Annotated in this window: 13 protein-coding genes; 4 read left to right on the forward strand and 9 right to left on the reverse strand. The window is 68.0% G+C overall.

The window, feature by feature from the left end:
* Positions 1 to 19 precede the first annotated feature (19 nt).
* Both BM125_RS07385 and BM125_RS07390 read right to left on the reverse strand, forming a co-directional pair.
* A complete protein-coding gene (locus BM125_RS07385) occupies positions 20 to 1375 on the reverse strand; it encodes a Xaa-Pro dipeptidase (RefSeq protein WP_092406488.1) in 1356 nt (451 codons plus the stop codon).
* The gene (locus BM125_RS07390) at positions 1372 to 2439 is read right to left on the reverse strand and encodes an aromatic ring-hydroxylating oxygenase subunit alpha (RefSeq protein ID WP_092406490.1); all 1068 of its coding nucleotides are present in this window, start codon (positions 2437 to 2439) and stop codon (positions 1372 to 1374) included. The genes BM125_RS07385 and BM125_RS07390 overlap by 4 nt, the downstream gene beginning before the upstream one ends.
* Before the next feature lie 58 nt (positions 2440 to 2497).
* On the opposite strand from BM125_RS07390, the gene BM125_RS07395 reads away from it, so the two are divergent.
* Positions 2498 to 3646 (forward strand): DmpA family aminopeptidase, encoded by a 1149-nt coding sequence (locus BM125_RS07395; protein ID WP_092406492.1) that lies wholly within the window; start codon positions 2498 to 2500, stop codon positions 3644 to 3646.
* A 98-nt stretch (positions 3647 to 3744) separates the two neighbouring features.
* Here the strand turns inward: BM125_RS07395 and BM125_RS07400 are convergent, their stop codons facing one another.
* The 7 genes from BM125_RS07400 to BM125_RS07430 are packed head-to-tail and all read right to left on the reverse strand — an operon-like array spanning position 3745 to position 14251.
* Positions 3745 to 5754, reverse strand: a complete 2010-nt coding sequence (locus tag BM125_RS07400; RefSeq protein WP_092406494.1) for a S9 family peptidase — start codon at positions 5752 to 5754, stop codon at positions 3745 to 3747.
* On the reverse strand, positions 5751 to 8333 hold the full coding sequence (locus BM125_RS07405) for a CehA/McbA family metallohydrolase (RefSeq protein ID WP_092406496.1): 2583 nt from the start codon (positions 8331 to 8333) through the stop codon (positions 5751 to 5753). The genes BM125_RS07400 and BM125_RS07405 overlap by 4 nt, the downstream gene beginning before the upstream one ends.
* A complete protein-coding gene (locus BM125_RS07410) occupies positions 8320 to 9666 on the reverse strand; it encodes an acetyl ornithine aminotransferase family protein (protein ID WP_092406498.1) in 1347 nt (448 codons plus the stop codon). Before BM125_RS07410 ends, BM125_RS07405 begins: the two co-directional genes overlap by 14 nt.
* Before the next feature lie 34 nt (positions 9667 to 9700).
* Positions 9701 to 10522 carry a CoA-transferase subunit beta gene (locus BM125_RS07415; protein WP_092406500.1) on the reverse strand — a complete coding sequence of 274 codons (822 nt, stop codon included), beginning with the start codon at positions 10520 to 10522 and terminating at the stop codon, positions 9701 to 9703.
* Positions 10519 to 11376, reverse strand: a complete 858-nt coding sequence (locus BM125_RS07420) for a CoA transferase subunit A (RefSeq protein WP_092406502.1) — start codon at positions 11374 to 11376, stop codon at positions 10519 to 10521. Before BM125_RS07420 ends, BM125_RS07415 begins: the two co-directional genes overlap by 4 nt.
* Positions 11373 to 12941, reverse strand: a complete 1569-nt coding sequence (locus tag BM125_RS07425; RefSeq protein ID WP_092406504.1) for an aldehyde dehydrogenase family protein — start codon at positions 12939 to 12941, stop codon at positions 11373 to 11375. The genes BM125_RS07420 and BM125_RS07425 overlap by 4 nt, the downstream gene beginning before the upstream one ends.
* Entirely contained in the window at positions 12938 to 14251 is a 1314-nt protein-coding gene (locus tag BM125_RS07430; RefSeq protein ID WP_092406506.1) for an aminotransferase family protein, read from the reverse strand. Before BM125_RS07430 ends, BM125_RS07425 begins: the two co-directional genes overlap by 4 nt.
* Positions 14252 to 14352: 101 nt before the next feature.
* Between BM125_RS07430 and BM125_RS07435 the strand changes: the two genes are divergently transcribed.
* The 3 genes from BM125_RS07435 (at position 14353) to BM125_RS07445 (ending at position 18918) form a co-directional block, all read left to right on the forward strand.
* Positions 14353 to 15171, forward strand: coding sequence for an IclR family transcriptional regulator domain-containing protein (locus BM125_RS07435; RefSeq protein ID WP_092406508.1), 819 nt, complete (start codon positions 14353 to 14355; stop codon positions 15169 to 15171).
* 128 nt (positions 15172 to 15299) lie between these two features.
* Positions 15300 to 16724 carry a M20/M25/M40 family metallo-hydrolase gene (locus tag BM125_RS07440; protein ID WP_092406510.1) on the forward strand — a complete coding sequence of 475 codons (1425 nt, stop codon included), beginning with the start codon at positions 15300 to 15302 and terminating at the stop codon, positions 16722 to 16724.
* Between the two features lie 151 nt (positions 16725 to 16875).
* A complete protein-coding gene (locus tag BM125_RS07445; RefSeq protein ID WP_342741289.1) occupies positions 16876 to 18918 on the forward strand; it encodes a tetratricopeptide repeat-containing sulfotransferase family protein in 2043 nt (680 codons plus the stop codon).
* Positions 18919 to 18933 lie beyond the last annotated feature (15 nt).

Raw genomic sequence — 18933 nt, forward strand, 5'->3', positions numbered from 1 at the left:
ATCCCTGGGTGTAGCGAAGTCACTGGGTCCCTGCCTGCGCAGGGACGACGGGGGCATGTGTCGATTCGCGCGGAGCATCGTCGAGGCAGACCGGTTCACCATCCTTGATGACGCCGCGCACCCGACTCAGGCAGGCCACATCCTTGAGCGGATCGCAGGCGACCGCGACGAGGTCGGCGCGCTTGCCGACCGTGATCGAGCCGAGGTCCTTTTCCTTGCCGAGCAGGCGCGCGCTGTCGATCGTCGCCGACTGGATCGACTGCAGCGGGGTCAGGCCGTAACGGACCATGTAGGGAAACTGCAGCGCGTCATCGCCATAAGGATAGACTCCGGCATCGGTGCCGAAACTGATCCGCACCCCGGCCTTGACCGCCTTGCGGAAGCCTTCGCGCTGCGCCTCGGTGGTTTCGGTGTTCTTGCGCAGGATCTCGGCCGACCAGCCCTGCTGGCGACCGACCGTGTCGATGTAGTCGCCGTTGTAGATGTCGGCATCGAGCCAGGTGCCGTGCTCCTTCATCAGGGCGATGCCTTCGTCGTCGATCAGCGAGCCGTGCTCGATCGAGCGCACGCCGGCGCGCACGGCACGCTTGATGCCTTCGGCGCCATGCGCGTGGGCGGCGACGAAGGTGCCGCGCTTGGCCGCCTCCTCGACTGCGGCGCGGATTTCCGCTTCGGTGTACTCGGACTGGCCCGGCTCGGTGCCGGCGGTCAGCACCGCACCGGTGGCGATGACCTTGATGAAGTCGGCGCCGCCGTCGAGCACGGCGTTGACCTTCTGCCGTACCTCCGCTTCCGAATTGGCCACGCCGCGACGGAATTCCTCGGGCACCACGGTGCCGGGCTTGAGGCCGGTGATCTCGCCGCCACCGTGGGTGATCGTGATGTAGGCGCCGGCGACGAACATGCGCGGACCGGGGACCCGGCCCGCGTTGATCGCATCACGAAGGGCGACGTCGGCAAAGCCGCGGTAGACGCCGACATCGCGCACCGTGGTGAAGCCGGCTTGCAGGGTCACGCGCGCGTTGTTGGCGCCGATGAAGGCATCGCGCGCCGGCGTGCTGTGCAGCGGCGCAGCCGGATCGGCGGTCTGGCCCTCATCGGCGAGATGGGTGTGCATGTCCATCAGGCCCGGCACGACGTAAAGGGTGCTCCAGTCGAGGCGCGGTGTCCCCCCGGGCTGTCCTGCTGCATGCGGCGCGATCGAGCGGATGCGGCCGTCCTCGATGCGGATGTCCTGATCGACCAGCACCTTGCCGGTCTCGACATCGAGCACGTGGCCGGCGCGCACGATAAGGTTGCCGGCGGCGGGGGCGGCCGACGCCATTGGCTGGGTGCAGGCGATGAGCAGGCAGGCAAGCGTCGCGAACATCTTCATGCGTCGTTTTCTCCATGCGCATAGGCCGCGCGCAGCAGGTTGTGGAAATGCCAGACGCCGCTTTCGCGCTTCGGGCAGAGCCGCCCGGCATCGTAGGTGCCCGAGGCGAGTCCGTGCTGCACGGCCTCGCAGATCGCGACATCCTCGAGCTGCACCTCGTCGCTGAACTCGGCATCGCGGGCGATGCGCGATTGCGCCTTGTCGTCCTGGGCATAGTAGAAGTCGAACTCGACGCGGCAACGGCCGGGTCCGAGCGGGAGCACGCGGTTGGTCTGCAGGCGGCCCGGCATGATGTTGAGCATGGTGTTCGGATAGATCTGGTAGTAGAAGGCCTCGCCCTCGCCATAGATCTCGCCGCTGTCGCGCAAGGGCGAGGTCTGCAGGATCTGCCACGGGAACAGCTCGGTGTCGTAGGCGCGGTAGTCGAGCACCTTGCACAGGCCCGGATGGACATGGGGCAGGTGGTAGCCCTCGAGGAAGTTGTCGATGTAGACCTTCCAGTTGCAGGCGATGTCGTAGGTTTCCCGACGCAGGTAGCGCATCGCGCCGAGGTCGATCGGTGCGATGCGTTCGACGATGCCAGCGTAGACTTCCTCGAACGGCGCGACGCCGGCATCGAGGGCGACGAACACGAGTCCCTGCCATTCGTGCACGCGCAGCGGCGGCAGGCGGATGTCGGCGACTTCGAAATCCTTGGCGTCCTGCATCTCGGGCGCACTGCGCAACTGGCCTTCGAGGGTATAGGTCCAGCCGTGGTACTTGCAGTGCAGCGCATTGGCGCCCTTGCCGTTGCACAGGGCCAGCGGCCCGGCGCGATGGCGGCAGACGTTCGGGAATGCGCGCAGCACGCCATCCTTGCCGCGGACGACGAGGATCGGAACCTTGCCGATGGTCTCGACGATATGGTCGCCCGGCTCGGCGAGCTGTGCGCGGTGGCCGACCAGCTGCCAGCTGCGCGCGAACACCGCCTCGTGCTCACGCCCGAGCATGGCTTCGCCGAAGTAGTAGCGCGCCGGCAGCGCATGTGCGTGTTCCAGGTCAACAAAGGATTCAACGGTTGGCATGCGCGTGGCTCGTATCGTTGTAGGATTCAGGCCTGGCCCCTGCAAAGCGGAGACGCCGATGGCCCGTTCTGTCTGTGTTCTCGCGTTGTACGCGATTTGCGCGCTGGCGTCCGCAGCCGAGCCGCGCGCCCGCGACCTCGGCGTGCCGTTCGAGGGCAAGCCGGGGCCGCTCGATGCGATCACCGACGTCGCAGGCGTCACGGTTGGCCAGGTCACCCTGATCGAGGATCTGGCCGATGGCCACAAGGTGCGCACCGGAGTCACCGCGATCCTGCCGCGCGGCAAGGCCAGCGCCAGCAGCCCGGTGTTCGCCGGCTGGTTCGCCCTCAACGGCAATGGCGAGATGACCGGCACGGCGTGGATCGACGAGTCGGGCCAGCTCGAAGGCCCGGTCATGTTGACCAACACGCACAGCGTCGGCGTGGTCCGCGATGCCGTGATCGCCGAGCGCGTGCATGCCGGCGGTGCCGATGCATCGGGCTACTGGTGGTCGCTGCCGGTGGTGGCCGAGACCTGGGATGGCCACCTCAACGACATCAATGGATTCCACGTCAAGCCCGAGCACGTGACCCTGGCCCTGGCCACGGCCCGCGGCGGCCCGGTCGAGGAAGGCAATGTCGGCGGCGGCACCGGCATGATCTGCCACGAGTTCAAGTGCGGTATCGGCACGGCGTCGCGGAAAATCGAGATTCGCGACAATGCGTATCTGGTCGGCGCGCTCGTGCAGGCCAACTACGGCGTGCGCGATCCATTGCGCATCGCCGGTGTGCCGGTCGGGCAGTACCTGCGCAACGACCGCATCTACACCGATCCGAAACTGATCGGCGACACCGGCTCGATCATCGTCGTGGTCGCCACCGATGCGCCGCTGCTGCCGCACCAGCTCAGGCGCGTGGCGAAGCGCGCCGGCATGGGCCTCGCGCGCATGGGCAGCTATGCCGGCAACGGCTCGGGAGACATCTTCATTGCATTCTCGACCGCCAACGCAGAACCGTTCAAGAACGGTGCGCTGGGGCAGGTCAGCTACATCGGCAACGACGATCTCGATGCGCTGTTCGAAGCGACCGTGCAGGCGACCGAGGAGGCCATCGTCAATGCGATGGTCGCCGCGCGCGACATGAAGGGCGAGGGCGGGCACTACGCCAAGGCGATTCCGCATCGCGACCTCGTGCGCCTGCTCAAGCGCTTCGGGCGCTATAGGAAATAGCCCCGACCCGGCGGCAGGATCGCCCCGGCCAGCGGCTCGCGCCTGAACGGCGTCGTGCACGCATCGATTGCCACGGGCCGCGCCGGCAGTGATCGCACTCATGGCCTGAGGAAGTGCTGGTACCAGGCCAGGTTGCGTTGCATGCGATCACGCAGGTAGCTCGGTATCGAAAGCCCGTGGTTCTCGCCCGGATAGATGACAAGCCGAGTCGGCACATCGCGCTCGCGCAGGGCCTGGTACATCTGTTCGGCGCCGAGACAGGGCACGTTGAAATCCTTTTCCGCGCACTGGAACAGGGTCGGCGTGGTGATGCGCCCGGCACTCAGGAACGGAAAGCTGGCGCGGTCATACAGCGCGCGATCCTTCCACGGCGATCCGAGCTCGAGCGTGTATTCGCGGATGTACTGGTCGTGCCCGTACATCGCATACATGTTCGATGCGCCGGCACCGCTGACCGCGGCCTTGAAGCGCGCGTCGCTGGCGATCACGGCATTGGTCAGGATCGCGCCGTAGCTCCAGCCACCGACCCCCAGTCGCGCAGGGTCGGCGATTCCGAGTTTCACGACATGGTCGACGCCGGCGAGCACGTCCTGCACGTCCTTGTTGCCCCAGTCGGCGTAGATCGCGCGGGCAAAATCGAAGCCGCGTCCCGAGCTGCCGCGCGGATTGATCGCAAGGACCGCAAACCCGTTCGCCGCATAGACCTGCCAGTCGGCCATGAATTCGCGGCTGAACTGGTACACCGGCCCGCCGTGCAGGCGCACGATGGTCGGGTAGCGCGTGCCGGGCCGGTAACCGACCGGCTTGACCAGCAGGCCCTCGATCGCGGTGCCGTCGGCGCTGTCGAAACGGATCGCCTCGGCCTTCGCCAGGGTCTTTTTGTCCAGCCAGGCGTTGTGATCGCCGAGCGCGCGCAGGCCGTTCGCTTCGACCGCGGCCAGTGCGTAGGGATGCAGGTCGTCGCCGCCGAGCACGACGATGCGGTCCTTGCCGGCGACGTCGAGGTCGTAGTCGAAGCGGGCGCCGTGGTCGAGTTCGGCAAGCGTGCCGTCGGCGAGGTCGATGCGGGCGACATGGGTGACCAGGCTCTGCTCGACCAGGGCGAAGATGTGGCGTCCGTCGGCCGCCCAGCGCGGGTGCGTGAAGCAGCGGTCGATCGGTGCCGGAATGCGGGACTTGCCGCTGGCCACATCGATCACCGCCAGTTGCCACGGCGCGTAGTAGACCCACTTGTCTTCGCCACTCTGCAGGTAGGCGATGCGCGTGCTGTCCGGACTCCAGGCCGGATAGGTTTCCCAGTAGGGATCGAGGTCGGCGCCCGGGAACGTGGTCAGCTGCCGCTCCGGTGCTCCGGCCTTCGGCGCTATCAGGTAGATGTCGTAGTTCAGGTGGCGATCCGGATCGGCGCCGCGCTTGGTCACGTAGGCGATGGTCTTGCCGTCGGGCGACCACGCCGGCAGCTGTTCGTCATGCGCGCCGGGGGTCAGAAGTTCGGCCTTGCCGCTGGCGATGTCGAACAAGTAGAGGTGCTTGCGTCGTGCATCGAGATAGCCAGCTCCATCTTCCTTGAACTGATAACGTTCGGTGACGATCGGCGGCGGGTTCTTCGGCTTCTCCGTATCGGCCGGAAACTCGGGGTCGATCGCGATCACGGCCAGCTGTTTCGCATCGGGCGACCAGACGAAATCCTCGACACCGTCGGCGAAATCGGTCAGGCGCCGGGCTTCACCGCCATGGGCCGGCATCAGCCAGACCTGGGTCGTCGCGTCGTCACTCGACGCGTCGGCATCGCGCGGGCGATTGGACAGGAAGGCGACCCAGGCGCCGTCGTTCGACCAGCGCGGCCGCCATTCGTTGCTGTCGGGTGTGTGCGTCAGCTGGATGCGCTGGCTGCCGTCGTAGCGCACGCGCCAGAGGTCGGAATGGCTCTGGTCGTCGTCCGCGTTGGCGCTGCTGATCGTGTAGGCGACCCAGTTGCCATCGTGCGACAGGGCCGGATCGCCGAGGTCGGCGATGCGGCTCAGGTCGGCCGGCTGGAACAGGGTGTCCTCGTCGGCATGGGCGATGCAGACGACACAGACCATCAACAGGCAGGCGATTCGTTTCATGGCGAGGGTAGGGACTCCGCTTCGTCGGCGATCTTCCGGTAGGCGTCGCGGGCTGCCGCCAGATAGGCCAGCGTGGCCGTCTTCTCTTCCGCGGTATTGAAGTCCTCACGCGCCGCGACCACGGCCAGGCTGCGCCCGAGCCAGTCGGCGAACCAGGTGGCATCGGCGCCGGCGCTCGCGGCGCGTACGTTGTCGCCGAGCCAGACCGGATTGGTCGTCGCGTAGGGATACAGGTCGAGCACGCCCGGATCGGCAGCCTCGTTCCAGGCGCGCAGCAGCAGCCAGCCACCGTCGGCCAGGTTCAGCGAGCCCTCGGCATCGAAATCGCGGCGTTCTCCGGTCAGCGTGAAGCGCCTGACCACGGCGCCGTTGTGCACGAGTTCGAGATGGTCGATCGCGACCGGCGAACGCAGGGCGATGCGGTAGCGCGTGGTCCTGGCCAGGGCCACGGTGTCGCCCGGCTTGCCGCCATCGACGATCAGGCCGAGCAATGGCCCGTTGCTGACGAAGCCGTGGCCGCCCTTGAGCGCGGTGGCGATCGCGGTGGCGTCACGCTGGCCGCCGGTGTCGAGGAAGACGCGATTGAGGCCGACCGGTCCGCGCAGCGAGGCGTAATTGGCCATCGCATCGGTGCCGGCGCCGGCAGCCAGATGGAAGCCGAGGTTGAGCAGGCGGTACCAGACCGCGGCGGTCGTCTTGTGGTCCGAGAAACCGACCACTTCGAGATAGTCGACCTTGCCGTTGATCACGTCGGCGGGCAACTGGTGGCTCAGCCCCGCGTCGTTGGTCGGGTCCGGCAGTGTGTCGTACGGATGCACGTAGCCGACCAGGGCATGCTGGGCGTGGGCGAGGTCGGCGACGATGCCGTTGTGCGGGTACGGGCTGGCCATCGCGGTATGCCGATAACTGGCGAAATCCGGCAGCAGCAGATGGTCGTCGAGCTGGAGCAGGCCGAGATGGCCCCAGAAGCTGCTGTGGTATTCCTGAGCATGCCAGAGCCGGGTCTGCGCGGTGCTGGCGGGGTCGACGTCGGTGCGGAAGCGGTCGATGTCGGGAATGCGCTCTTCCTTGTTGACGATCAGGTTGAAGACCACGTCGAGATCTTCGGCGCGGGCCTGGCGGACCAGGTTCTCCGGCGTGTTGCGGTAGTGGCCGCCATAGTTCATGTGCACGTGCAGGTCGGCACTGATCCAGTTGCCGAACGCCTCGGGCAGCGCATGCCCGGCCAGTCGGGCCTGCAGGCGGGTTTGCCGGCCGGCCGTGGCGGTGGTCCTGGTCTGCCATGGCTGGCTGGCAAACCCGCGCCGCACCGACACGCTGACCGCCCCGGCCGGAACATCGATCGTGCAAGGCGGCTGGCAATGGAAATATTGGGTCTCGAACGGCTGCCGTTTGCGGTCGAAGCCGTCGTCGGCGTGCATCCAGGCGTCGGCCGGCGCATGCGCGCGACCGTCGCTGCCGATCACGCTGACCCGAGCCGGCACCGCCTGGCCATCAGCGTCGGCGATGTCGAGAACGAGTTGCGCCTGCGCCGAGAGGGTCTTGCGCTGGTTTGCGGCGACCCGCGTGGTCGCGCCGCCGACGACCTCGAGGACGCGCAGTTCGGTGTTGCCGGAGCGGTTGTCGATGCCGGCGATGCGTTTGCCGTCGGGCGACCAGCGGGCGTTGCGGCGGTCGAAGTCGCCGAAGCTCAGCGGCAGCGGCGCGGCGCCGTCGAGGGTGGTCAGCCACAACTGCTGCGTCTGGCGGCCGTGATAGCTCGAAAAAAGCACGCGCCGGCCATCCGGCGCGATTTCCGGGTGCGCGTTCCAGCTCGTTTCCTCGCCGAGGATGCGTCGTGGATGGTCCGGGTCGTCGATCGCCACGGCGTAGATATCACCGCTGCCCCAGGCGACCTCGGGGTTGCCGACGAAAACCAGAGAGCGGCCATCGGGCGACCAGGACGGATTGATCGCGTGGTCCCAGGCCGAGTAGTAGTAGCGATCGATCGCGCTCTTGCGCGCAGCCAACAACGGACGTGCGTTGTGCAGGCCGGCCGCGTCGATGTCGGCGATGAAAAGGTTGAAATGTCCGCTGCCTTCGGTGCCGACCCAGGCCAGCCGCCGGCCATCCGGCGACAGGCGCGGTTCGACATCGACCGCATTGCCCGTGGTCAGGGCCGACTGTCGGCCGGATTCGAGATCGATGCGCCACAGGCGCAGGGCCTGGCCGTCATAGCGGACAAACACGGCGCTGCGTCCATCGCTGGCGACGTCGGGCTGGTAGTCGTAGGCGCCATTGGGGTGGGTCAGCTCGACTGCGCTGTCACTGTCGATGCGCTGGCGCCATAGCGAACCAGCCATGCTGTAGACCAGTTCTTCGCCGTCCGGCAGGAAGGCGGCCGACGACGGCCCGGTGGTCAGCTGCGGCAGGTACAGTTCGCGCCAGTAATAGCTGTGCGGCAGATCGACCTGGCCGAGGACCGGCGCGCGATCGGCGCTGGCGCTGGTGCCGACAGCGAGCAGCAGAACGGCGAGCGTCGTCCGCCACGCGTTGCGGGCCGGCGCGCCATCGCGGCGGACGGGTTCAGGCCGGGTCATGGCTGCCGACCAGCGCCTCTTCGAGGCTGGCGTCGAGCAGTTCGACCGCTTCGTCGACTTCGGCGACGCTCGTATTCAGGGGCGGCATGAAGCGCACCGTGCTGGCCCCGCAGGAGAGCAGCAGCAGGCCGTTGTGGAAGGCACGCGTGATCACCGCATCGCAGAGTGCGCGTGCCGGCTTGCGGCTGCCGTCGGTCCCGATCAGTTCCAGGCCGATCATCAGGCCGCGCCCGCGCACTTCGCCGATGCAGGGATACCTGCGCGCCAGTTCGCCGAGCCGATCCATGAAATGCGCGCCGACCGTGGCTGCGTTTTCGGCAAAGCCACCCTCGACCAGGTCGAGGGTCGCGTTGGCCGCGGCGCAGGCGATCGGATTGCCGCCGTAGGTGTTGCCGTGGGCGCCGCGCTTCCATTGCGCCATGATCGACTTCTTTGCGACCACCGCGCCGATCGGCAGGCCCGATCCGAGACCCTTGGCCGAGGTCAGGATGTCGGGCGCCACGCCCCAGTGCTCGCAAGCGAACATCCGGCCGGTGCGGCCGACGCCGGACTGCACTTCGTCGAAGATCAACAGGATGCCATGGCGGTCGCAGAGGGCGCGCAGGCCGGCGAGGAAACCGTCCGGTGGCACGATGTAGCCGCCTTCGCCCTGGATCGGCTCGACCAGGATCGCGGCGACTTCGGCGGCCGGCACGCTGCGTTCGAACAGCAGGCCGATGTAGTCGAGCACGGCCTGGCCCTGGTCGGCGCCGGCGAACAGGGGGCGATACGGATCGGGGTAGGGCACGTGGGTCACCCCAGGCATGGTCGGAGCGAAGCCGAGCTGCTGGGTGTACTTGCTCGAGGTAAACGACAGTGAGCCCATGCTGCGGCCGTGGAAGCCGCCAAGGAATCCGATGAAGCGCGGGCGCCGGGTTACATAGCGGGCCAGCTTGATCGCGCCTTCGACGGCCTCGGTGCCGGACTGGCAGAGGAAGCTCATCGCCGCCTCGCCGGCCAGTGTGCGCATTGGCGCCAGGCGCGCCAGGCGTTCGCCGAGGCCGACCATCTGCTCGTGCCAGTAGTCGCTGGAAATGTGCAGGAATTCTCCGGCGGCCTGCCGCACTACCTCGACCACGCGCGGATGTGCGTGGCCGGTCGCGCAGACCGCGATGCCGGCGGCGAAGTCGAGGAAGCGGTTGCCGTCCACGTCCCAGACCTCGGTGCCGCGGCCGTGCGACATCGCGAACGGATAGTCGCGCGGATAGGAAGGCGAGATCACCTCGGCATCGCGTGCGATCAGGGCTTGCGCGCGCGGGCCGGGAAGCGGGGTCCGGATGTGCGATGTCTTCATCGGTGGCCTGCCTGGCGAATTGCGGTAGTGGGGTTCATGCGGGTATCGACACCGGGAGGGCATATGCCGCGCGCGTCCTTGCCTGCAATCCGCGCAGCGTCTCGAGTTCGAACGCACTCGGCGGGGCGATCGGTTCGAGCTGGTCGGCGACGCCCAGTGGCCAACCGACGGCCGCCCGCGCTTCCGCGACGGAGGCATCGCCGAACAGGCCACTCAGGGACAGCTCGCCGGAATCGGCGCGCGGTGTCAGTACGCCGAAATCGGTGATCACCGCGCTCGGTCCGTGGCTGCTTTCGTCGCGCGGCGCGCGCGCAACGCCCTCGCGCCCGGCGTTGTTCCGGGATGGCACGGAGGCGGCCCTGCAATGGCCTGCGGTGGTGCGGAAATCGAGGCGCTCGACGAAGCTGCGCGGTGTGGCCTTGAGCATGACGAAGGTCTCGCGTGCGTGCAGCGCGATTTCCGGCGCGCCGCCGGCGCCGGGCAGGCGTGTCGATGGCGCGCCATAGGGACCGATCACCGTGCTGTTGAGGTTGCCGTGGCGATCGATCTGCGCGGCGCCGAGAAAGCCGACATCGACCCGTCCGGCCTGCAGGTAGTAATTGAACAGTTCGGGCAGGGGCACCACGCAGCTCGCCGTTTCGGCCAGCTCGCCATCGCCGATCGACAGCGGCAGGACCTGCGGGCGCGCGCCGATCGTGCCCGATTCGTAGATCAGCACGATGTCCGGCGCGTGGGTCAGCCGGGCCAGGTTGCAGGCGGCGCTGGGCAGGCCGATGCCGACGAAGCAGACGCAGCGGTCGCGCAGCATGCGCGCCGCGACCACGGTCATCCACTCGTCGCGCGTACAGTCGCTCATGCCGCTTCCCGGTGCAGGCTGTCGAGAAAGCCGCGGTGATCGGTGGTACCGAGCACGTGGCGGTCGATCCAGGCGAGGAAGCGCTGGCGGTCGCGGGCGATCTCGTCCCAGTGCTGGTAGAAGGCGTTGTCGCGGGCGTAATGGCCCTGCGCGTAGGACGGATAGGCGCCACCCGGGCAGGCGACCACGGCGGCCACGACCCACCAGGGCAGGACGATGCCATTCATGGCCGGCGGCAACGCATCGACGATTTCCTCGACCGTCACGAGCAGGGTCCTGGCCGCCAGCGCGGCCTCGCGCGCGGCGCCGACGATGCCGTGGATAGCGACATTGCCCTGGCGGTCGGCCTGTTGTGCGTGCAGGATCGTCACGTCCGGATTGAGCGCCGGCACCGCGGCGATGCGCTCGCCGCTGAACGGGCAATGCACGTGCCGGATGCGCGGATTGTGCGCGGCGAGATCGTTGTCCTGGTAGCCACGCAACAGGCCGAACGGCAGCCGCGCTGCGCCTGCGCAGAACGCAGCGGCCATGCCGGCATGGCTGTGTTCGTCCAGTTGCAGTGGTTGCGGCCAGCCGCGTTCGACCGCATCGCGCAGCCGGTGCAGGGACCCGACGCCGGGGTTTCCGCCCCAGGAAAAACTCAGCTTGCGTGCGCAGCCCATGCCGATCATCTGGTCGTAGACGAGATCGGGTGTCATGCGCACGAGATGCAGGTCGCGGCGGCGCTGGCGGATGATCTCGTGGCCGGCGGCGAATGGAATCAGGTGGGTGAATCCTTCGAGGGCGACGCACATGCCGTCTTCGACGAACTCGGCAATGGCCTCGGTCAGGCTGCAGTGGCGCGGCGTGGTCATTCCACGACCGTGCGCGACTGTTCGCGCTGGTACTGGGCCAGGTAGTAGAACGAGGCGATGGCCTTGCCGGTGGAGCCCGAGCCCTTCCAGCCCCCGAACGGCTGGTAGCCCGGCCAGGCGCCGGTGGTCGCGCCTTGCGGGCGGTTGGCGTAGGTGACGCCGGCTTCGATGTTTTCGAAGAACCAGGCGACGTCATCGTCATCACCGTAGCAACCGGCGGTCAGGCCGAGCGGCGAATCGTTGGCCAGGCGCATGGCCTGCTCGCGATCGCGCACGCGGCAGAGCATGACGATTGGCAGGAACATTTCCTCGCGGAACAGCGGATGGTCGGCCGGTGCCTCGGCCAGGGTCGGGGCGACGAAGTAGCCATGCTCGAGATCGCCTTCACGCAGGCGCTGGCCGCCAGCGAGGATGCTGCTGCCGTCATCCTCGAGGCTCGGAATGTAGCGGCCGAAGTTGCGCAATGCGTTGGTGGTCGCCATCGGCCCCAGCCAGGTTTCCCTCAGGCAGGGATCGCCGATGCGCAGCGCTGCCATCTTTTCGACCAGTTTTTCGATCAGGGTGTCGGCGACCGCGGCATCCACATACAGGCGCGACAGCGCCGAACACTTTTGCCCGCCCATGCCGAATCCGGAACGGATGATGCCGAGCGCGGCACGCTCGAGATCAGCGCTGGCGGTGACGATGCAGGCATTCTTGCCGCCCATTTCGGCGATACAGGGACGCGGATAGGCGCCGCTGGCCATGGCTCGCACGATCCGCGAACCGACCGCAAACGAACCGGTGAAGGTGATGCCGGCCGTGTGCGGGTCCTCGACCAGGAGCTGGCCAATGTCCTTGCCGTGGCCATTGAGGTAATTGAATACGCCGGGCGGAAAGCCGGCGTCGCGCAGGCAATCGGCGAGCAGGCGCCCCGACCACGGGGTATCGGTGGCGCTCTTGAAGACCACCGTGTTGCCGGTGACCAGGGCCGCGGCGACAGGTCCGCCGGCCAGCGCGAACGGAAAATTGAACGGCGCGATCACGACCCAGGCCCCGTACGGGCGCATCACGCTGCGATTGCGCGAACGGAAACCGCTCAATGGATCATCCGGCAGGGCATGTTCGAAGCCGTCGTGGCGTTCGAAGTCGTCGGCGTAGATGCGGAAGAAGTCGGCGGTCTCCTGCACTTCGCCGAGCGCTTCCATGCGGTTCTTGCCGACTTCGAGGGTGAGCGCCGCCGAAATCGTGTAGATGCGCTGCTCGATCAGGTCGGCGACGCGCCGCAGCAGGCGCGTGCGCTCGGCCATCGGCGTCGCCCGCCAGCCGGCGAAGGCCTTCTGCGCGGCGGCCATGGCGTGCTGGGCCTGGGTGCGGTCGGCGAGCGGAAAATGCCCGAGGATGCGGCGCTCGTCGATGGGGCTGCTGCGCGTGTCGGTTTCGACCGCGGTGATGTCGACGCCATCGATGTGCAGGGCATGCGTCGCACCGAGTGTCGAGGCGACCTCGACCAGGGCCGCATCGAAGCGTTCATGGAGCTCGGCGGGGGGATCGAACATCGTGGCATAGGTCAGCTTGAAGCTCATGGGGCCTCCAGTTCGCCAAGCAGGCGGTCGAGCAGGGCCAGCGCGTCATCGAGTTCCTTTTCTTCGATCACGAGCGGCGGTGCGAGGATGATCAGGTTGCCGCGCGTGGCCAGCGAGACCCCCGCATCGAGCGCCTTGCCGACCAGGCGCCTGAGCGCCGGCGGAGTCTGCGGCCACGGTGCGAGCGCGCTGCGCCGCTCGCGGTCGGCAACCAGTTCGAGCACGGCGAACAGGCCATGTCCGCCGCGCACGTCGCCGATCACCGGGTGGCGTGCCTGCAGGGCCTTCAGGCAGGCGAACAGGTACGCACCCAGCTGCCGCGAACGCTCGATCAGGCCTTCGTCGCGATAGGCCGCAAGCGCGGCGAGGCCGGTCGCGCAGGCCAGCGGATGGCCGCAGTAGGTCAGTCCGGTGTAGAGCATCTCGTGTTCGAGCCTGGCCGACACGGCCGCCGACACGACCACGGCGCCGAGCGGGACATGCGCGCCGGTCAGGCCCTTGGCCAGGGTCATCAGGTCCGGTCGCGCGCTCTCGCCGTGGCGCTGCCAGGCGAACCATTCGCCGCACCGACCGAAGCCGCTCATGACCTCGTCGGCGATCAGCCACACGCCACGCTCGCGCGTCAGCGCGCGCAGGGCCGGCCAGTAGGTGTCCGGCGCGACGATGCCATTGGTGCCGGCATTCGGTTCCATGAGCACGGCGGCGACCGTGTCGGCACCGTGCCGGTCGATCGCCGCGGCGACCGCCGCGGCCGCGCGCTCGCCGCACTCGGCGTCGCTGGCACTGCCGAACGGGCAGCGGTAGGCGTACGGCGGCGCCACGTGGCTGACCTGGAACGACTGCGCATCGACCTGGCCCTGCGTGCGCGTGTCGCCGGAAAGGGCCATGCCGGCATAGCTGGCGCCGTGGTAGGAACGGTCGCGCGCGATCACCTGGCCGCGCGGGAGGCCGCGGGCCTGGCGCGCGAACTTGACCGCGTTCTCGTTGGCGTCGGCGCCGCCGAGGGTGAAGAACACGCGTCCGCCCGCGAAGCCTGACAGTTCGAGCAGGGCTTCGGCCAGCTCGGCCCGCGGCTGCGCGCCCCAGGCCGAGGTGACGAAGCACAGGCGCGATGCCTGCTCGCGGATCGCCTCGACCAGGCGCGGATGCTGGTGGCCGAGGTTGCTGCATTCGGCCAGGCTGCTCATGTCGAGATAGCTGCGCCCATCGCTGTCGAACAAGCGCGCTCCGCGGCCGCCGGTGATGGTCGGTGCCTGCCACTCCGACTGCACGCACCAACTGTGCAGAACGCTGGCGCGCTCGTCGCTCAATCGACACTCCAGAGAAAATGTGCGATCTGCGCACATTAATTCGTATTGCGAACCCATTGGAATCCGAATAGGCTCGACCTGTCAACCGGACCGGGGAGGCGATGGCCACGAGCGCTTTCGAGCAGGGACCCGACTATGTGCAGTCGCTTGCACGCGGCCTGCGCGTGCTCAGCGTGTTCGGTCACGAGCTGTCCAGTCCGAGCCTGAGCGAGGTCGCCGAACGCAGCGGACTTTCGCGCGCGGCGGCGCGGCGCAGCCTGCTGACCCTGCAGCACCTCGGCTACGTCGGCAGTCGCGGACGCAGCTTCTTCCTGACCCCGCGCGTGCTCGAACTCGGCTACAGCTATCTCTCCTCGCTCGATCTCAGCGAACTCGCCCAGCAGGCCATGGAGCAGCTCTCGCAGCGCGTCCAGGAATCCTGCTCGCTGGCCGTGCTCGATGGCGCCGACGTGGTCTACGTGCTGCGCGTGCCGGTGCGCCGGATCATGCGCATCGCCCTCGGCGTCGGCGCGCGCCTGCCGGCATTCACGGCGTCGCTGGGGCGGGTCATCCTCGCCGACTTCGATGATGAGGATCTCGACGCCTGGATCAAGGGCATCGAATTCCGCGCCTACACCGCGCACACCGTGCGCAACGCGGCCGAACTCAAGCGTGCGCTCAAGCGCGTGCGTGTGCAGGGTTATGCGCTGACCTCGCAGGAACTCGAACTCGGGCTGTGTTCGATCGCCGTGCCGGTGCGCGCTGGCAACGGTCGCGTCGTCGCCGGGCTCAACGTCAGCATGCAATTCAGCGAGCAAGCCGCGGAGCGCGCAGTCGGCGAGATCCTGCCTGCCCTGCAGCAGACCCGCGACGCGATCGAGGGAGCGATCCGCCAGGGCCAGTGGATGCCGCACCTGCACATGAAGTACGCCCGTGACTGAGTCCGTTGTCCCCCGCTGCCGGGGCTGGAGCCATGCCGGGGGGAGCAGACTCGCCCGGCGGGCATCGGCGCGCCGGCCAGCCAATTTCCCTCCGTCGACCACGGCATTGCGCCGGCCGGGTGTGCGGCATGAATGAGCCCAATGCCTGCCGTGTCCTGCGCACGCACGTCGTCCGCATCGTGCTGCTTGGCGCATGCGCCCTGGCCTGCGTATCCGGCTGGGCCGGCGACGCCGGGCGTGAGCCGCAGCTTGCGATGGGTCGAACCCTGTTGGCCGAACTGATCGGGACCGATACCACGCCGAACCACGGCAGCACGACGGCGGCCGCCGAGAAACTTGCACGCCGCTTCCGCGATGCCGGTTTCGCCGCGGACGACGTCATGCTGCTCGGCGACACACCGCTCAAGCGCAACCTGGTCGTTCGCCTGCGCGGCCAGGGCAAGCGCGCGCCGATCCTGCTGCTGGCCCATCTCGACGTGGTCGAAGCCCGCCGCGAGGACTGGCATTTCGATCCGTTCGCGCTGACCGAACGCGCCGGCTGGTTCTATGGTCGCGGCACGATGGACATCAAGGGAGCCGCGGTCGGACTCGCGAGCGCGCTGCTGCGCCTGCAGGCCGAAGGCATCACGCCGCGTGGCGACTACGTGCTGGCCTTGACCGCAGGCGAGGAGGACGGCGTCGCCAACGGCGTCGAGTGGCTGCTGGCGCATCGCCCCGACCTGATGCGCGCTAGCTTCGCCATCAACGTCGATGGCGGCGGGCCCGAGATCCGCGGCGGCAAGCCGGCCCAGGTCTCGGTCGAAACGGCGGAAAAGGTGTACCTGAGCTACACCGTGACCGCGCGCAACCCGGGCGGGCACAGTTCCCTGCCCACGCCGGACAACGCCATTTATCGCCTGGCGCATGCCCTCGTGCGCCTGTCCGCCCATGAATTCCCGCTGCGCACGAACGCCGCCACGCGCGGCTATTTCGGCGGACTCGCCGAATCGACCGCCGGTCCGCTTGGCGATGACATGCGCGCGATCGCGAATGCCATGCCGGATGCGGCGGCGTTGGCGCGTGTCGCGGCGAGTTCCACCTACAACAATGCGCAGTTGCGCACGACCTGCGTGCCAACCCTGTTGCAGGGCGGTCACGCCGAGAACGCGCTGCCACAGATGGCCCGGGCGATGCTCAACTGCAGGCTGTTGCCGGACGAAGATGCGGACACCGTCGACCAGGTCCTCAGGCAGGCCATCGCCGATCCCGACATCGAGCTCGCCCGTGTCGCCGAACCGCATCCGAGCCCGCCGACGGCGGTCGACGCCGGTCTGTTCGAGCGCATCGCCGAGGCCGGCGAGCCGCTCTGGGGCCGCCTGCCGGTGCGTCCGTACATGTCGGCAGGCGCCACCGACAGCGTGTTCCTGCGCGCGACCGGCATGCCGGTATTCGTCTTCAACGGTATTCCCTACGACGTCGACGACGACCGCTCGCACGGCCAGGACGAGCGCATCCGGGTCGATTCGTTCGACCAGTCGCTGGAATTCACCTACCGGTTGCTGAAAACACTATGAGCTCGCGCGCGCTTGCCCTGATAATGAAGCAGTCGTTCATGCCTGCTGGGCGCGCGCGAACGAAGCGGGTCGATCGGGTTGCTGCCGGGCGAACGACGGCATGGACCTCGACCATGCACTGGGTTCGCATGCTGTTGCCGGGGAGATGCCGTTGAACGCCACCGCCGACCCGACCGCCGATCTCGAGACCGCGCTGGCTCATGCCAGCCGGCTGATGGCGAGCGATCCGGCCCTGGCCGGCGAGCAGGCCGCCGAGATCATCAAGACCGTGGGCGAACACCCGATGGCGGTCCTGCTGCTCGGCGTTTCACATCGTCTGCGCGGCGATCCGGAGCGGGCGCTCGAAAGCCTGCGGCCGTTGGCGGCGCGCCAGCCCAACTGGGCCCTGGCCCACTACGAACTGGGTCAGGCCCTGATCCGCGCGCGCCGCGGCATCGAGGCCAGCGCCGCGCTGCAGCGCGCGGTCAAGCTCGATCCCGGCCTGCCCAAGGCCTGGCTGACCCTCGGCGATCATCTGATGGCCATGGATGACGTCGAAGGCGCCGATTCCGCCTATGCCAACCATATTCGCCATTCCACGCGCGATCCGCAGATGCTGCAGGCGGCCACGGCCCTGGTCGAAAACCGGCTGCCCGAGGCCGAATCGCGCCTGCGCGAACGATTGAAACAGGCACCGACCGACGTGGCTGCGATCCGCATGCTGGCCGAGGTGGCGGCCCGCCTCGGCCGCAACGAGGATGCCGAGAGCCTGCTTGCGCGCTGCCTGCAACTGGCCCCCGGATTCCATGCGGCACGCCAGAACTACGCTCTCGTGCTGCATCGGTCGAACAAGCCGGCGCAGGCGCTGACCGAGGTCGAGAGTCTGCTTGCGGACGATCCGGGCAATGCCGGATATCTGAATCTCAAGGCCGTCGTGCTGTGCCGGATCGGCGACTACGACACGGCGATCGAACTGTACGCCGCCATTCTCGAAGCCCATCCCGACCATCCGCGCATCTGGATGAGCTTCGGCCACGCCCTGAAGACGGCCGGACAGCAGCAGCGCGCGATCGATGCCTATCGACGCAGCCTCGCGCTCGACCCGGGCTGCGGCGAAGTCTGGTGGAGCCTGGCCAACCTCAAGACGGTCCGCTTCTCGGCCACGGACCTGGCCGCCATGCGCGCCGAACTGGCCAAGACGGGAGTTCATGACGAGGACCGCCAGCACCTCGAGTTCGCGATCGGCAAGGCGCTCGAGGACGAAGCCGACTACGAGGCCTCGTTCCGCCACTACCTCGAAGGCAACCGGCTGCGCCACAAGACCCTGCGCTACGACGCCGACGAGACCTCTTCGCGCGTGCAGCGGATCCGCCAGAGCTACACCCGCGAATTCTTCGAACAGCGCGCCGGCTGGGGTGCCCAGGCGCCCGATCCGATCTTCGTCGTCGGCCTGCCACGCGCCGGATCGACCCTCATCGAGCAGATCCTGTCCAGCCATTCGGCCGTGGAAGGCACGATGGAACTGCCCGAAGTCACCTCGATCACGCGCGAGCTGCGCGCACAGGGCGACCCGAACGGCACCATGCCCTACCACGACGTCGTCCACGCGCTCGACGACGCGGCGCTGCGAGCCCTTGGCCAGCGCTACCTCGACCATACCCGGATCCAGCGCCGCACCGATGCGCCGTTCTTCATCGACAAGATGCCGAACAACTTCCTGCATCTCGGCCTGATCCACCTGATGCTGCCCAACGCCAGGATCATCGACGCACGCCGGCATCCGCTGGCCTGCTGCTTTTCGGGTTTCAAGCAGCATTTCGCGCGCGGCCAGAGCTTCACTTACGACCTCGACGACATCGGGCGCTACTACCGCGACTACGTGGCCCTGATGGCGCACTTCGACGCCGTCCTGCCCGGACGCGTGCACCGGGTCATCTATGAACACATGATCGAGGACACCGAGGGCGAGGTGCGGCGCCTGCTCGCCTACTGCGGCCTGCCGTTCGAGCCGGGCTGCCTGCGCTTCTTCGAGAACGAACGGCCGGTGCGCACGGCCAGTTCCGAGCAGGTGCGCAAACCGATCTACCGGGAGGGAGTGGACCACTGGCGGCACTACGAGCCCTGGCTCGGACCGTTGAAGGCCGCCCTTGGGCCGGTTCTGGATGCCTATCCCGAGGTGCCGGCGGGGATGGCCGGCGAAAACCAGCGCCACTGACCGATTACAAACCAG

Source organism: Dokdonella immobilis (assembly GCF_900115085.1).
Classification (GTDB): domain Bacteria; phylum Pseudomonadota; class Gammaproteobacteria; order Xanthomonadales; family Rhodanobacteraceae; genus Dokdonella; species Dokdonella immobilis.